Raw genomic sequence first — 16,588 nt, 5'->3', positions numbered from 1 at the left:
GCGGGGCCGGGGCCGGAGGCGGTGGCGAGCGCGGGGGTGGCGGTGGGCATGGGGCGGCTCCTCGCGGGCGGGGCCCAGAGAGTGCGAGTCGATTGTTCAGCCAGGATACAAAAGATCAGCCCAGCAGGTGGGCGTTGACCGCGCGGGCCTCCTCGGCCAGCTCCGGCAGCTCCACCACCTCGACCCCGGCCGCCTCCAGCAGCGCCGTCCCCTGGGTCTCGGCGACGAAGGTGGCCGGCTCGCTCCAGGCGACCACCACGCGCGGGACGCCCGCGGCGACCAGCAGCCGGGCGCAGGGGTGCGGCCGCGAGGCGCGCTGGCCGCAGGGCTCCAGCGAGCTGTAGACGGTCGCGCCGCGCAGCCGGGGGTCGCCGGCCGGGAGCTTGGCCAGGGCCGCCTCCTCGGCGTGGTCGTGCGGGTCGCTCTCCCGGCTCCAGCCCTCGGCGAGCACCTCGCCGTCCGCGCCGACGATCACCGCGCCGACCGAGAACGCGGTCGTGGACGGCGGGCAGCGGCGGGAGAGCTCGACGGCCCGCCGCAGGAAGCGGAGGTCGGACGGGTCGGTGGTCACGGGGCGGGCTCCTTCGGGGCGTACCTGAGCAGGACGACGTCGCCCACCGTACGTGCCTCCAGCAGTCGCATCCGGCGGGCCGGACCGCCGGGGAAGGCCGCCGGGTGGACGAAGCGCGGCGCGTCCGCCTGACCGACCAGCAGCGGGGCGACGACCAGCTGGAGTTCGTCGGCCAGCCCCAGGGCGAGGAACTGGGTGTGCACGCTGCCGCCGCCCTCGACCATCAGCCGGCGCACCCCGCGGGCGCCGAGGTCGTCCAGCACCGCCTCCAACCCGACCGCCGTGCCCAGTGCCACCACCTCGGCCAGCCCGTCCAGGGCGGGCCGCAGCACGGCGGCGCCCGCGTCCGTCGAGTAGGCCAGCCGTTCGCCGCCGGTGTGCCAGAAGCGCAGCGACCGGTCGAGGGCGCCGCTCGCGCTGAGCGTGACCTTCAGCGGGTACTCGGGCCGGCCGGCGGCGAGCCGGGCGGCCCGCCGGGCGGGGTCGTTGACCAGCAGCCGGGGGTTGTCCGCGCGCAGCGTATTGCCGCCCACCAGGATCGCGTCGCTGGCAGCACGCTCCTCGTCCACCCGGTCGAAGTCGGCCGGGTTGGAGAGCAGCAGCCGCTCGGGGGAGGCGTCGTCGAGGTGCCCGTCGAGTGACATCGCGGCACTCAACAGGACGAAGGGGCGGCGGCCGGGCATGGTGGGAACCGTTCTCTCGGGTGCCCGTCCACCGTACGGCCCGGCCGTGTGCGCCGGACGCGCGAGGGCTGCTGTTCGTCCGGTGGCCCGGTCCCGGAGGGGCGGCGTTCGCCGGGGGGCTCCACCCTGGTTCGGACCTCGCACCGCCCCCACGTCGAAGGGTCGTCCCCGTGTCCCGTCTCTCCCGCGGTCTGCTGCCGCTGGCCGTCGCCGTCGCCGCACTGCCGGTCCTCGCACTGCCCGCCGGCTCCGCCGCCGCCGTGACGTACGGAACCCCCGTGATCACCCTCTCGGCCGGGTACCTCTCCGGCGCGGTCGGCGCCACCGGTGACCCGACCGTCACCGTCACCGTCTCGCAGAGCGGCGCGGCGGCCTCCGCGCTGACGGTGGCCGCCTCGGCGACCACCCGCAGCTCGGTCGCCCGGACCGGCGACGTCACCGTCACGGGCACCGCGGGCACCCGCACCCTCGCGGTGGCCGCCCAGGGCGTCGGCTACACCGACCTCACCGTCAAGGTCACCGGTCTCGGCGGCAGGACCGCGACGAAGACGCTGCACTACGCGGCCTCGGCCGCCGTGCAGCACGCGGCCGACAGCCGCTACCTGACCGGCTCCAGCGACGCCTCGGCGGCGGTGGACGCGGGCGGCGGCTACATCGTGGTGGCCGACGACGAGTCCAACGTGCTGCGGCTCTACGACCGCAACGCCTCCGGCGCGCCGGTGCGCACCTGGGACTTCAGCTCGGCACTCGGCGTCTCCAAGGAGATCGACATCGAGGGCGCCACCCGGGTCGGCAACACGATCTACTGGACCGGCTCGCTGGGGAACAACAAGGACGGCGTGGTCAAGCCCGACCGGCACACCGTCTTCGCCACCACCGTCAGCGGCTCGGGCGCGGACACGCAGCTGGCGCTCGCGGGCAGGTACACCGGCCTGCGCGACGACCTGATCGCCTGGGACCGTGCCAACGGCAACCGCTACGGCTTCGCGGCCGGCGCGGCGGACGGCCAGGTGCCCAAGCAGATCGACGGGTTCAACGTCGAGGGCCTGGAGTTCGCGCCGGGCAGCTCCACCACCGCGTACGTGGGCTTCCGCGCGCCGCTCGCCCCGGCGGTCACCGGCGGCCGGGCGCTGATCGTGCCGGTCACCAACTTCTCGTCGCTGCCGGGCGGTTCGGCGCACGCCGCGTTCGGCGCCCCGATCGAGCTGGACCTCGGCGGGCTCTCCGTCCGCGACCTGCGCCGCAACGCGCTCGGCCAGTACCTGATCGTGGCCGGCTCCTGGGCGGCGGACGACAACTCCGACCCCTACGCGCTCTACCGCTGGGACGGGCGGCCCGGTTCGCAGCCGGTCAAGGTGCTGGACCTGCCGACCAGCGACGCCGGCGGGTGGGAGGCCGTGCCGGACGTCCCGGACCTCACCGCCCCCGGCGCCCGGGTGCAGCTGATCACCGACGACGGCTCGGCCGACCTGTACGGCGACGGGACCGCGGCCAAGGACCTCACTCACCCGGAGTGGAAGAAGTCCCGCACCACCTGGTTCACCGTCAACTAGGCGCAGGAGAGCCACGGAAGCCCCCGACCGCAGGCCGGTCGGGGGCTTCCGCGCATTCCGGAGTGATCGAAATATGAGACGAATCTTCTCGCCATGCGGGACGAGGAGTAGCGTCGGAGGCGTCGGAGAACCGAGACCGCCTCAGGGGGACGCCATGACCGGACCGCAGCCCGCCACCGCCTACACGCACGGCCACCAGGAGTCGGTGCTGCGCTCGCACCGCTCCCGCACCGCCGCCGACTCGGCCGCCTACCTGGTGCCCCACCTGCGACCCGGACAGGCCGTGCTGGACGTCGGCTGCGGCCCCGGCACCATCACCGCCGACCTGGCCGAACTGGTCGGCCCCACCGGGCGGGTGGTGGCCGTGGACACCTCGGCCGAGGTGCTGGAGGCGGCGGCCCGTCACGCCGCGGGGCGGGGCCTGTCCAACGTGGTCTTCGAGGTCGCCGACGTGCACGGACTGCCCTACGCGGACGGGGAGTTCGACGTGGTCCACGCCCACCAGGTACTGCAGCACGTGGGCGATCCGGTGGCCGCGCTGCGGGAGATGCGCCGGGTGACGGCGCCGGATGGCGTGGTCGCGGCCCGGGACGTCGACTACGCGAGCATGACCTGGTACCCGGAGGTGCCCGAACTGGACCGCTGGCTGGACCTGTACCGCCGGATCGCCCGTGCCAACGGCGGCGAGCCGGACGCCGGGCGGCGGCTGATGTCCTGGGCCGGGGAAGCGGGCTTCGCCGAGGTCACCGCCTCGTCCAGCACTTGGACGTTCGCGACGCCCGAGCGCCGGGAGTGGTGGGGCGGCATGTGGGCCGACCGGACGGTGGCCTCCAGCACGGCCGGGACGGCGGTGGCGGAGGGGCTGGCGGACCGGGCGGAGCTGGAGCGGATCGCGGGCGGCTGGCGGGAGTGGGCGAAGGCGGAGGACGGCTGGTTCGCGATGCTGCACGGGGAGGTGCTGGCGCGCGGGTAGGCAGGGGCCGGCGGGCAGGGAAAAGAACGGGAGGGTGTTCGGCAAGATCGGGTAAAGTCGCGCGTCCGTTCCCATCGCAGCAGTGTGCTCCGCCTGCGGAACGTTCGAGTCGAACCGCAGAGCTGATGCCCGTGACCGGCGGGCGGGGGAGTCCACGTGTCCAAGCCCGAGCCCGACGCGCCCGTTCCCGCGCCGGACGTTCCCGCGTCGGACGTTCCCGCGTCGGACGTTCCCGCGTCGGACGTTCCCGTGACGGAGGTTCCCGCGGCCGGTGGCCCGGTGACGGACGTTCCGGTGACGGGGGTCCCGGCCGCGGACGCCCCCGCACCGGACGCCCCCGCACCGGACGCCCCCGCACCGGACGCCCCCGCACCGGACGCCCCTGCACCGGAGGCCGCTCCGGCCGGCCGCGTGGAGCTGACCAAGCCGGCCGCAACGGACACCGAGCCGCCGGTCCCGGCCCTGCCCGCACCGGACGCCGCCCCGGCACCGGACGCCGCCCCGGCACCGGACGCCGCCCCGGCACCGGACGCCGCCCCGGCCCCGGACGCCGCCCCGGCCGGGGACGCGCCCGCGGCGGACGCCCCGCCGGTCCCGGACACCCCGCCCGTCCCGCCCGCCGAGCCCGTCGACCCGTGGGCCGTCCCCGGCCCCACCGCGACCGGTGCGCCCGCCGGCGCCCCGGTGCCCCCGGCCTTCGGGCCGCCCGTCGGTCCTCCGCCCACCGGTACGGGCTGGGCCGCCGTCCCGCCCGGCTCGATGTCCGGTTTCCAGCCCGGACACCCCTACCTGCCGGCCTCCGAGGCCACCAACGGCTTCGCCGTCGCCTCGCTGGTCACCGGCCTGCTCTGCACGTGGCCGCTGGCCATCGCCTTCGGCATCGTCGCGCTGGTCCAGATCCACAAGCGCAACGAGCGCGGCCGCGGCATGGCCGTGACCGGCTTGGTCTTCGGCTCGCTCGGGGCGCTCGCCGTCCTGTTCGGCGTCATCGCCGTACTCGTCGCCGGCGTCGAGGCGCGCGACGACGCCGCCGACCGGCCGGCCCGCACCCCGAAGGCGCCGGCGGGCTCCGTGCTCTGGTCCTCGCTCAAGTCCGGCGACTGCTACAACCCGCCGGGGGACCAGGCCGGCTCCGACCCCTCGGAGGTCGACCAGACGGTCTTCTGGGTGATGAAGGTGCCGTGCATGCTCCCGCACCACGGCGAGGTGGCCGGCACCGCCCGGATCCCGGAGAGCGACGGCCCGGCCTACCCGGGCGAGACCCACGTCCGCGACCGCGCCGCCACGCTCTGCGGCCCGGTGCTCGACGAGTACGCCCTCGACTACTGGGCCGTGCCGGACGGCATGGACGAGGTCTACCTCTACCCGAGCCGCGCCAACTGGAAGTCCGGCGAGCGCTACGTCACCTGCACCTACGAGGACCGCGACGCCCAGCACCGCGGCAGCGTCCGGACCGACCGCGCCGTCCTGAACCCGGCCCAGCTCGCCTACCTGGAGGCCGCCCGGGCCTTCAACAACGCGTACTGGAACGAGCCGCAGACCGAGATCGCCGAGTCGCACTCCGCGTACTCGGCGTGGGCCCGGCAGATGGCGGACGCCTCCCGCAAGGAGGCCGAGGACCTCTCCAAGGGGTCGACACCCTGGCCGGAGGGCGCCAAGGCCAAGGTGGCCGAGCTGGTGGCCGCCCAGCGGGAGGCCGCCACGGCCTGGGACACCGCGGCCAGGTCGGCCGACGACACCGCGCTCGAACGCGAGGTGCGGCGGGCGAAGACGCTGGTGACCAAGTCGGCCAGGCTGACCGTCGAGATCCGCCGCAGCCTCGGCCTCTCGACTGGCGAGCAGGTCGGCGAGATCCAGACCTGACCACCCGTCCGGGCCTGCCCTGTCCGGCCCGGCCGGCCCCGGTGCGGGGCCGGCGCCGGCGGTCACGTCTTACCGGCCGTTAACAGGGCCCGTACCTGCCGGTAGCGGGCCGGGCGTAGCGTCCGGTGGACGCCGCCCCCCGGCCCGACCCCCACGCGGGCCGGGGGCGTTCCCGCGGCCACCCGTCGGACACCCCCTACGCTCGCAGGCATGGACACCTTTCGGGTGATGCGGCAGGACGACAACGGCAACCGCTTCCTGGTCGCCGGCGGGCTGGAGCGGGCCGGGGCCGAGCGGCTGGCCGCCGAGTTCGAGGCGCGCGGCCACAAGCAGCTGTACTGGGTGGAGGGCGGGGCGCCCGGGGGTTCTAAGGTCGGGGCCATGGAGAACCGGATCGTCGTCGGCGGCGCCCTCGTCCACCGTGGCCGGGTGCTGGCCGCCCGTCGTAGTGCACCGGCCGAGGTGGCGGGGCGCTGGGAGTTCCCGGGCGGCAAGGCCGAGCCCGGCGAGACCGAGGAGCAGGCCCTGGAGCGGGAGCTGCTGGAGGAGCTGGGCGTCCGGGCACGGGCGGTGGAGCGGCTGCCCGGAGCGTGGCTGGTCCGGCCGGGCCTGGAGCTGCACATCTGGGGGGCCGAGCTGCTCTCGGGCGACCCCCGGCCGCTGGAGGACCACGACGAGCTGCGCTGGCTCGGCCCGCAGGAGCTGGACGACGTCGACTGGCTGGACCACGACCGGGCCGTCCTCCCGGACGTCGCCCGGCTGCTCGACGCGGCGCACACCGCCCCCTGAGCGTCGCACCGCCCCCTGGCCCGTGACCGTCGCACCGCCCCCCGGCGCGCACCCCTCCGCCGCCTTCCGCCGCCCGTCCGCACCCGCGGAGGCGGGGGGGCGGAACAGTCGTGGCCGCGACGCGCAATACGCCAGGTAGGTCAATCGGAAAAGCCGACCCAGAAGCCGGGATAGCCTGGGTTCTGCTGGGTATGTCACTTTTCGGCACTATTCGTCACCATCGGTGAGCCGCCCCCAGCCGGCGCCGCCGATCCCGACCAGAGCCGGAGGCCCCGTCGGTGTCGAGTACCGGTAACGGCGGCGGGGGAGCGCGACGCGCGGGCAGCGGGGGGAGCGCGGCCGCCCGCGCCCGGCTGCGCCGCGGCCCGCGCCCGGCCCAGCCGCAGCCGCCGGCCGGCCGTCGCCGCGGGGAGGCCCCCGCCCCCGACGCCCCGCCGCCGGACCAGGCCGCGCCGCCCCTGGTGGTCGTCGACGCGGCCCCGCCGGCGGGCATCCGCAGCCGCCCCGGCCGGCCCTTCCCCGGCGGCCCCGGCCCGGAGCCGGGCGCCCCGGGCGACCACAACGAGGGCAACCTGCTCGACGTGGTCAGGGTCGCCATCGCGATCCTCGACACCGCGGGCCGGGTGGTCCTCTGGAGCCCGGCCGCCGAGGAACTGCTCGGCTGGCCGAGCGAGCTGCTGGTCGGCCGCCGGATCGACGAGCTGATCCCGGACGAGGAGCAGGTCGGCCGGATCCGCGCGGCGATCCAGGACACCCTGCGGCACGGCCGCTGGGCCGGCCCCGCCGAACTGCGCGACCGCGACGGCGCACCCGTCGCCCTCGACGCCCGGATCTCCCTGCTGGTGGACGGCGACGGCACCCCGTTCCTCCAGGTCAACCTGGCCGAGGCGGGCGCCGTCCGGGCCGTCGAGCGGGACCTCGCCGTCCGCGACGCGCTGTTCGAGCAGTCCCCCCTGGGCATCGCCATCCTCGACACCGACCTGCGCTACACCGCGGTGAACCAGACCCTGGCCGAGATGAACGGCATGGCCACCGAGGACCACGTGGGGCTCACCACCGGCGAGACCCTGCCCGAGCGGGCCGCCGACGAGATCACCGCGATCCAGCGCCAGGTGCTGGCCACCGGCGAGCCGGTCATCGACGTCACCCTCGCCTCGCCGGTCACCGCCCGTTCCGGCTACCGCTCGATCTCCTACAGCCGGATGACCGACCGGGCCGGCCGGGTGCTCGGGATCTCGGGCACCGTGATGGACGTGACCGAGCGCTACCGGGCGGTGGCCAAGGTCGAGCACGCCCGGCGCAGGCTCTCGCTGCTGAACGAGTTCGGCTCCCGGGTCGGCGACCTCCTGGACGCCTCCCGGATCGCCCAGGAGCTGGCCGGTGCCGTCGTCCCCCGGCTCACCGACCACTCCGCGGTGATCCTGCTCCAGGCCGTCGCGCACGGGGACGACCTGCCCCGGCACGGCCACGACCGGCGCACCTCGCTGCTCCAGCTGGGCACCGCCTCCGTCCAGGACGGCCCCGAGGTCGAGGTGATGCTGCGCCGCGGCGCCCGGATCACCTTCGCCGAGGACTCCGCCTGCGGCCGGGTGCTGCGCACGGGCGTCCCGGAGCTGCTCTCCGGCGCCGACCAGCTGGACGACGTCACCTACCCGGGCGACCCCAAGATGCAGGCCGCCCACGACCTGGGCGTCCACTCGATGCTGGTGGTGCCGCTGCGCGCCCGCGGCATCGTGATCGGCCTGCTGCTGGTCAGCCGGGCCGGCTACCGCGAGGGCTTCGACCGCGACGACCTCGCCTTCACCGTCGAGCTGGCCGACCGGGCCGGCAGCTCGCTGGACAACGCCCGGCTCTACGCCCGCGAGCGGACCGCCGCACTGACGCTGCAGCGCACCCTGCTCCCGCAGCAGGTCCCGCAGCCGACCGGCGTGGAGGTCGCCTACCGGTACGTGCCCGGCAGCAGCGGCACCGAGGTCGGCGGCGACTGGTTCGACGTCATCCCGCTGCCCGGGGACCGCACCGCGCTGGTGGTCGGCGACGTGATGGGGCACGGCCTGCGGGCCGCCGCCACGATGGGCCGGCTGCGGACCGCCGTGCGCGTCCTGGCGGCCCTGGACCTGCCGCCGGACGTGCTGCTGCGGCACGTCCACGAGCTGGCCGACGACCTCGCCCAGGGGCCGGACGAGGCCCTGCTGGCGACCTGCGTCTACGCGGTGTTCGACCCGGCCACCGCCCGGCTGACGGTCGCCAAGGCCGGCCACATCCCACCCGTGCTGATCGTGCCGGGCGAGGGGGCCGAGGAGCCGACCCGCAACGGCGGCCCGCTGCCCGGTGGCGCCGGGCGGATCCTCGACCTGCCCTCCGGCGCCCCGCTCGGCGTCGGCGGCGTCCCGTTCGAGGCGGTCGAACTGAAGATCCCCGAGGGCAGCCTGCTCGCCCTCTGCACGGACGGCCTGGTGGAGTCCCGGGACAAGGACCTCGACGTCGGCCTCGGCCGGCTGGTCACCGTCCTCCAGCAGCCCCACGCCTCGATCCAGGCCGCCTGCGAGGCGGTGCTGGACACCATGGAGCAGGGCCGCGAGCCGGACGACGTCGCGCTGCTGCTGGCCAGGCTCGGCCACGGCCAGGCCGGCACCCCGACGGCCGGCTGGACGCTGCCCGCGGAGCCGACAGCCGTTTCCCGGGCCCGCCGGCTGGTCCGCGCCACGCTCGCCGAGTGGGGCGTCGAGGCGCTGACGGACACCGCGGAGCTGCTGGTCAGCGAGCTGGTCACCAACTCGGTCCGCTATGCGAGCGCACCCATCGGCGTACGGTTGACGCTGGGCGAGACGCTGCTGGTCGAGATCTCGGACCCGCTGCCCGACCCGCCCCGCGAACGCCACGCGGCCGAGGCCGACGAGGGCGGCCGGGGCCTGGAACTCGTCCGCCGGCTCGCGCTCCGCTGGGGCGCCCGGGCGGAGGGCATGGGCAAGGTCGTCTGGTTCGAGCAGCCACTGCCGGGTAATGAGCCCGACGAGCCGTGAGCGAACGCGGCGAGCCAACCGTCAAGAGGTGCGCGCGGGCGGACGTCCTCCGCCGGGCGCAGCCGGGCGGGTACCGGGGCCGAGCAGGACGCGAGTAGAACGGAGCCGCATATGCCAACGGGAGGCCGGGGGGAGCGCGCGCTCCGGAAGGGGGCGCGAGCGTGGCATTGTGGTTGCGCGGGCGGTAGGACAAAAACCTTCGCCCGATCTGATGTTGTGATGTTGAGGGCGTGTGAACGTACCCCTCGATGATGAATACTCGGTCTTCTCGACATCCGGACGGTCGCGGGTTTGGAGGGGTCGGTCCGTTGAACAGCACCCCGGCGCGTAGTGCGCCGAGCAGCAGCGGTCATGCCGCTGTGCCCGGGCAGGCCGGTTCCCCACACCTGCCCGCCCTGGCGGCCTCCCAGGCCGCACCCCCCGGGCAGGGCCAGGCCGCCCGCCCGGCGGCCGGCACCGGCCAGTGGGGCGCCGGGGACCCGGGCTCGATCTACGACTACATCCGGGTCGCCACCTTCGCGATCGGCCCGGACGGCCGGATCAGCCAGTGGAGCGACCGCGCCGCGGAGTTCTTCGGCCTGCCCGCCGTCGAGGCGGTCGGCTCGGACCCGATCACCACCTTCGTGCCGCGCGAGCTCTGGCAGCGCGGCCGCGCCCGGCTGGAACGCACCCTGGCCGGCGAGGAGTGGGTCGGCACCGCGCCCTACCGTGACGCCACCGGCGGCGAGGGCCTCGCCGAGCTCTACCTGATGCCCGACACCGCGCTGCCCACCGCGGGCGCCACCTGTCTCGCCGTCGACCTCGGCCGGCTGCGCCGGATCGAGACCGACCTGGCGGCCTCCGAGGCCGTCTTCGGCCAGACGCCCACCGGCTTCATCCTCTTCGACGACCGGCTCCGGCTCCAGCGCGTCAACGACGCCTTCGCCTCCGGGATGGGCCTCGCCCCCACCGACCTCGAAGGCCTCACCGCGCACGACCTCTTCCCCAGCTCCGAGGCCGACCGGCTGACCGCCGCGCTGCGCAAGGTGCTCGCCACCGGCCAGCCCGTCTTCGACCTGCGCTTCCACTCGGCCGTCCCGACCCGCGAGGGCAACCGGCTCTGGGCCGTCTCGCTCTACCGGCTCGACGGCTCGGCCGGCCGGCCGATGGGCGTCGCCGGGCAGGTCTCGGACGTCACCAGCCGGCACGTGGCCGAGCGCGAGGCCGACGGCGTGCGCCGCAACCTGGCGCTGCTCAACGAGGCCAGCGCCCACATCGGCTCCACGCTCGACCTGGAGACCACCGCCAAGGAGCTGCTGGACGTCGTCGTCCCGCCGTTCTGCGACCTCGCCACGGTCGACCTCTACACCGCGCTGCTCTCCGGCGAGACCGTCCCCAGCGCCGGCCGCTACGGCGACGGCGTGCTCACCGACGGCAGCGGCGAACTGCGCCGGGTCGCCGTCTCCAGCGTGGTCGGCGGAGCCTCCTCGGTGCTCGGGTCGGTCACCGGCCTGCCGATCGCCGAAGCCGGCGGCACCCTCTGCTACCCGCGCCGCTCCCCGCACGCGCGGGCGCTGCGCACCGGCCGCAGCGTCGTCCCCGAGCCCGGGCCCGACCCGCTGCTGCGCTCCACGCTGATCGTCCCGCTGGTCGCCCGCGACCAGGTGCTCGGTCTGGTCCAGCTCTCCCGGGCGATCGGCAGCGAGCCCTTCGACGCCCGCGACGTCGCCATCGCCGAGGAGCTGGTCGCCCGGGCCGCCGTCTGCATCGACAACGCCCGGCTCTACCGACGCGAGCACGAGCGCGCCCTGATCCTCCAGCGCAGCCTGCTGCCCCCGGGCAACCCGGCCGCCAGCGGCCTGGAGATCGCCTGCCGCTACCTGCCCAGCAACAACAACACCGAGGTCGGCGGCGACTGGTTCGACGTCATCCCGCTGCCCGGCAACCGCACCGCCCTGGTCATCGGCGACGTGATGGGCCGCGGCCTGCGCGCCGCCGTCGCCATGGGCCAGCTGCGCACCGCCGTCCGCACCCTGGCCATGCTCGACCTCGACCCCGCCGAGGTGCTGACCGCCCTCGACGAGATCGCCCGCGGCCTCGGCGACGACACCGCGCCCGCGGCGCCGCCCGCCCCGTACGGGCGGCTCACCTCGACCGCCGACGAGGAGGCCCGCGAGGTCTACCTCGCGACCTGCGTCTACGCGGTGTACGACGCCGTCACCCGCCGCTGCACCTTCGCCAACGCCGGCCACCTGCCGCCCGTCCTGCTCAGCCCCGGCGAACCCGCCCGGATGCTCGACGTGCCGCCCGGCCTGCCGCTCGGCGTGGGCGGCGAGCCGTTCGAGGAGGTCGAGCTGACCCTGCCGGACGGCGCCGTGCTCGGCCTCTACACCGACGGCCTGGTGGAGAGCCGCAAACACCAGCTCGACGAGGGCCTGCGCGCCTTCCGCACCGCGCTGTCGGCCGACGGCAAGGGCCTGGAGGAGCTCTGCGACCACGTCCTCGGCGAGCTCAACCCGCACCACGGCGAGGACGACATCGCCCTGCTGATGGCCAAGGTGCACGCCTTCCCCGAGGACGCCGTCGGCCAGTGGTTCCTGCCGCCCGAGCCCACCTCCGTCGCCAAGGCCCGCGAGCAGGCCTGCAGCTGGCTGCTGGCGCGCGGCCTGGACGAGCTGGTGGACACCACCGAGCTGCTGGTCAGCGAGCTCGTCACCAACGCGCTGCGGCACGGCAGGGGCGAGATCCGGCTCCGGCTGCTGCGCGACAGCTCCATGGTCTGCGAGGTCTGGGACGACGGCTACGCCCAGCCGCGCCAGCGGCGTGCCCAGGAGACCGACGAGGGCGGCCGCGGGCTCCAGCTGGTCAGCCTGCTGGCCGAGCGCTGGGGCAGCAGGCGCACGCCCAAGGGCAAGATCGTCTGGTTCGAGCTGTCGCTCTGACCCGGACGGGCTGTCCGCCGTCCGGGTGCAGTCGCCCGCCGGCCCGCCGTGTCGGCGGGCCGGGCCGCGGCCCGGCGGCGTTCGATGGCCGCCATGCGCGTCCGCCAGCCCACCGCAGCCGCCGTCGCCGCGCTGCTGCTCGCCACCGGGACCGTGGCCGGCTGCTCCGGAGCCCCGGCCCCGGCCCGCACCCCGGCGCCCGTCCCGTCCTCCGCCGCCCCCACCGCCGTCACCGGTGACGTCCGCCCGTACGACCGGGCCGGGGTCCGGGACGGCGGCACGCTGCGCTGGGCGCTGGACGCCGTCCCCACCACGCTGAACCTCTACCAGTCCGCGGCGACCGCCGACTCGGCGCTGCTCGCGCACGCCCTCTACCCCGCGCTGTTCCGGCCGGACGAGCACGGCCGGGTCGTCCCCGACCCGGACTACCTGCTCGGCGCCGAGTCCACCCCGCCCGGGCGGCTGCCGCAGGTCGTCACCTACCGGCTCAACCCGCACGCCGTCTGGAGCGACGGCACCCCGCTCTCGGCCGCCGACTTCACCGCCCAGCGGGCCGCCCTCTCCGGCCTCGACCCCGCCTACACGGGCACCCGCCCGGCCGGCTACGACGCGATCGACTCGATCACCCAGGGCGCGGACCCCGCCGAGGTCAAGGTCACCTTCCGGCAGCCCTGCGCCGAGTGGCGGGCGCTCTTCGGGCCGCTCTACCCCGCCGCCGTGACCGCCTCCCCGGCGGCCTTCAACCGGCCGCTGGCCGGCGGTCCGCAGCCGACGGCCGGGCCGTTCGTGCTCTCCGGGCAGGACGGGTACGACCCGGCGGGCGGGCGGGTCACCCTGGTCCGCAACCCGCTCTGGTGGGGGGACCAGCCCAAGGCCGACCGGATCGACTTCCTCGCCACCCCGCCCGAACGCCGGCTCGACGCGCTCGACCAGGACCGGCTGGACATCGCACCGATCACCGCGGCCGTCGACCGGGCCCAGGCGGCGCCCGGCACCTCGGCCGACCGCGCCGAGGCCGCCACCCAGGCGTTGCGCCGGGCCGAGGCGCTGCCCGGCGTCACCGTGCACCGGGCCGCCGCGGCCTCGCTCACCCAGCTCACCCTCAACGCCGCCCGCGCCCCGCTCACCGACCCGGCCGTCCGGCAGGCCGTCGCCCGGGCCGTCGACCGACGGCGGATCGCCGACGCCGCCCTCACCCCGCTCGGCCTCGCCCCCGCCCCGCTCGGCAGCCACCTGTTCGCCGGCGACCAGGACGGCTACCGGGACAACGCGGACGCCCTCGGCCCGGCGGACGCAGGCAGACTGCTGGACGCGGCCGGCTGGAAGCGGCCCAAGGGCGGTGGCACCCGGACCAAGGACGGCCGACAGCTCTCGCTCACCCTGCTGATCCCCTCGGACTCCGCGACCGCCCGCCGCACCGCCGACGCGCTGGCGGCCGGCCTCGCCGGGGCGGGCATCGCCGTCCGCCCGCAGGCGGTGCCCGCCGAGACCTTCGTCCGGACCGGCCTCGCCACCGGCGGTTACGACCTCGCCCTCTTCTCCTGGCCGGCCGGCCCCACCCCCGCCGTCGACCAGCGCCCCGTCTACGCCAAGCCCCGCCCCGGTCCGGACGGCGCCCTGGAGACCGGCACCAACTACGGCCGCTCGGGGACGGAGGAGATCGACCGCCTCTTCGACCGCGCCACCGCCGAACTCGACCCGGCCGCCCACCTCGCCCTCCTCCAGGAGGCGGACACCCGGATCTGGCAGCTCGGCCACTCGGTGCCGCTGTTCCAGCGCCCGGAGCTGGTCGCCGTCCGGACCGGCATCGCCGGCGCGGGCGCCTGGGGCTACGGCTGGCCCCGCTTCCAGGACGTCGGTCTGCTCACCGGCTGACCGGGGCCGCCCGGGCGCCCGCGGAGGCCCGCGCCCGGACGGAGGGAGTGAGGCGTCTGCCGGGTGAACGGGACGTGATCCACCTGTGATCTTGATCCCGCCCGACCTGCTCGTTTCGGCCCACCTGGGCGGTTCCCCGTACGATAGGAGGAAGCCGTGGCATGTCCTGCCCGGCGGGTGGACCGGTAGTAGCAGGCGGAACGGGCGGCGGCGATCGACAGGGATCGCCGGTCGGCGTCACGCAGCCGGGCGCCGTAACCCACGATTCCGGGAGAATCCGCTCAGCATGCCCACGCGCAATGACATCCGCAACGTTGCCATCGTCGCCCACGTCGACCACGGCAAGACCACGCTGGTCGACGCCATGCTGAAGCAGGCCGGCGCCTTCGCCGCCCACCAGCACCTCGACGACCGGATGATGGACTCCAACGACCTGGAGCGCGAGAAGGGCATCACCATTCTCGCGAAGAACACCGCCGTGAAGTACCACCCCAAGGAGGGTGGCGCGCCGATCACGATCAACATCATCGACACCCCCGGCCACGCCGACTTCGGTGGCGAGGTCGAGCGCGGCCTGTCGATGGTCGACGCGGTCGTGCTGCTGGTCGACGCCTCCGAGGGCCCGCTGCCGCAGACCCGCTTCGTGCTCCGCAAGGCGCTGACGGCCAAGCTGCCGGTCATCCTCTGCATCAACAAGACCGACCGTCCGGACTCCCGGATCGACGAGGTCATCAACGAGACCTACGACCTCTTCCTGGACCTCGACGCCACCGAGGACCAGATCGAGTTCCCGATCGTCTACGCCTGTGCGCGTGACGGCGTCGCCTCGATGACCAAGCCGGAGAACGGCACCGTTCCCGCGGACAGCGAGAACCTGGAGCCGTTCTTCTCCACCATCCTGGAGCACGTCCCGGCACCGACCTACGACGAGGACGCGCCGCTCCAGGCCCACGTCACCAACCTGGACGCCGACAACTTCCTCGGCCGTATCGCGCTCTGCCGGGTCGAGCAGGGCGAGCTGCGCAAGGGCCAGCAGGTCGCGTGGATGAAGCGCGACGGCTCGGTCCAGCAGGTCAAGATCACCGAGCTGCTGATGACCGAGGCGCTCACCCGCAAGCCGGCCGAGGTGGCCGGCCCCGGCGACATCTGCGCCGTCGCGGGCATCCCGGAGATCATGATCGGCGAGACCCTGGCCGACCTGGAGAACCCGGTCGCGCTGCCGCTCATCACGGTGGACGAGCCGGCCATCTCGATGGTCATCGGCACCAACACCTCGCCGCTGGTCGGCAAGGGCGGCAAGGGCCACAAGGTCACCGCCCGCATGGTGAAGGACCGCCTGGACCGCGAGCTGATCGGTAACGTCTCGCTCCGCGTGCTGCCGACCGAGCGTCCGGACGCCTGGGAGGTCCAGGGCCGTGGCGAGCTGGCGCTGGCCATCCTGGTCGAGACCATGCGTCGGGAGCTGTTCGAGCTGACCGTCGGCAAGCCGCAGGTCGTCACCAAGGTCATCAACGGCAAGACCCACGAGCCGGTCGAGCGGATGACCATCGACAGCCCCGAGGAGTACCTCGGTGCGATCACCCAGCTGATGGCGACCCGCAAGGGCCGCATGGAGACCATGACGAACCACGGCTCCGGCTGGGTCCGCATGGAGTTCATCGTCCCGTCGCGCGGCCTGATCGGCTTCCGGACCCAGTTCCTGACCGACACCCGCGGTACCGGCATCGCGCACAGCATCTTCGAGGGCCACGAGCCGTGGTTCGGCGAGCTGCGGATGCGCAACAACGGTTCGCTCGTGGCGGACCGCGCGGGCGTCGTGACGCCGTTCGCGATGATGGGCATCCAGGAGCGCGGCACGCTCTTCGTCGAGCCCACCACCGAGGTGTACGAGGGCATGATCGTCGGCGAGAACTCGCGCCAGGACGACATGGACATCAACATCACCAAGGAGAAGAAGCTCACCAACATGCGTGCCGCTTCCTCCGACACCACCGAGAACCTGGTGCCGCCGCGCAAGCTCTCGCTGGAGCAGTCGCTGGAGTTCTGCCGCGAGGACGAGTGCATCGAGGTGACCCCGGAGACCGTGCGTATCCGCAAGGTCGTCCTGGACCAGAAGGAGCGCGGCCGTTCCGCTTCGCGCGCCAAGAAGGCCTGACGACCGGGTTTAGCCGGCCTTTGGCCTGAATCGTTCGCCCCCCTTTCCAGTGGAGAGGGGGGCGAACTTTTTCACTACTCCAAGTTGTCGACGCGCGTATAAACGGAATAGCGCTTACCACGGCAGGGTGTCCGCTGAGCGAACGTGACAGTCCGTCATTCATGACGACTGTCCGTTTAATG

General features: G+C 74.7%; 8 protein-coding genes and 1 pseudogene. 8 read left to right on the top strand and 1 reads right to left on the bottom strand.

Translation table 11 applies throughout. From position 1 onward, the window contains the following. Positions 1–115: 115 nt before the first annotated feature. Positions 116–1,254: pseudogene (locus ACFC1F_RS04030) on the bottom strand (dihydrofolate reductase family protein). A gap of 170 nt (positions 1,255–1,424) precedes the next feature. Here ACFC1F_RS04030 and ACFC1F_RS04025 point away from each other — a divergent pair. The 8 genes from ACFC1F_RS04025 (at position 1,425) to typA (ending at position 16,406) form a co-directional block, all read left to right on the top strand. Next, complete coding sequence (locus ACFC1F_RS04025) at positions 1,425–2,807, top strand: hypothetical protein (protein ID WP_376155484.1); 1,383 nt, start codon at positions 1,425–1,427, stop codon at positions 2,805–2,807. 154 nt (positions 2,808–2,961) lie between these two features. After that, a complete protein-coding gene (locus ACFC1F_RS04020; protein WP_376155483.1) occupies positions 2,962–3,780 on the top strand; it encodes a methyltransferase domain-containing protein in 819 nt (272 codons plus the stop codon). A 294-nt stretch (positions 3,781–4,074) separates the two neighbouring features. After that, positions 4,075–5,643, top strand: coding sequence for a DUF4190 domain-containing protein (locus ACFC1F_RS04015; protein ID WP_376155481.1), 1,569 nt, complete (start codon positions 4,075–4,077; stop codon positions 5,641–5,643). Positions 5,644–6,024: 381 nt separating this feature from the next. After that, complete coding sequence (locus tag ACFC1F_RS04010; RefSeq protein ID WP_209417192.1) at positions 6,025–6,432, top strand: NUDIX domain-containing protein; 408 nt, start codon at positions 6,025–6,027, stop codon at positions 6,430–6,432. 278 nt (positions 6,433–6,710) lie between these two features. Continuing rightward, entirely contained in the window at positions 6,711–9,455 is a 2,745-nt protein-coding gene (locus tag ACFC1F_RS04005; protein ID WP_376155479.1) for a SpoIIE family protein phosphatase, read from the top strand. 308 nt (positions 9,456–9,763) lie between these two features. Then, positions 9,764–12,376, top strand: coding sequence for a SpoIIE family protein phosphatase (locus ACFC1F_RS04000; protein WP_376155477.1), 2,613 nt, complete (start codon positions 9,764–9,766; stop codon positions 12,374–12,376). Positions 12,377–12,469: 93 nt separating this feature from the next. Continuing rightward, a complete protein-coding gene (locus ACFC1F_RS03995) occupies positions 12,470–14,251 on the top strand; it encodes an ABC transporter family substrate-binding protein (protein ID WP_376155476.1) in 1,782 nt (593 codons plus the stop codon). Positions 14,252–14,537: 286 nt separating this feature from the next. After that, positions 14,538–16,406, top strand: coding sequence for a translational GTPase TypA (gene typA, locus ACFC1F_RS03990; protein WP_376155474.1), 1,869 nt, complete (start codon positions 14,538–14,540; stop codon positions 16,404–16,406). The last annotated feature ends 182 nt before the right edge of the window (positions 16,407–16,588 follow it).

Origin of the sequence: Kitasatospora sp. NPDC056181, from assembly GCF_042266225.1 — a bacterium.
Taxonomy (GTDB): domain Bacteria; phylum Actinomycetota; class Actinomycetes; order Streptomycetales; family Streptomycetaceae; genus Kitasatospora.
This window is presented reverse-complemented; position numbering and strand designations above follow the sequence as displayed.

Coding starts and splice junctions, on each gene's coding strand:
- ACFC1F_RS04010 (WP_209417192.1), top strand. CDS start 6,025: ATGGAGAACCGGATCGTCGTCGGCGGCGCCCTCGTCCACCGTGGCCGG.
- typA (WP_376155474.1), top strand. CDS start 14,538: ATGCCCACGCGCAATGACATCCGCAACGTTGCCATCGTCGCCCACGTC.
- ACFC1F_RS03995 (WP_376155476.1), top strand. CDS start 12,470: ATGCGCGTCCGCCAGCCCACCGCAGCCGCCGTCGCCGCGCTGCTGCTC.
- ACFC1F_RS04020 (WP_376155483.1), top strand. CDS start 2,962: ATGACCGGACCGCAGCCCGCCACCGCCTACACGCACGGCCACCAGGAG.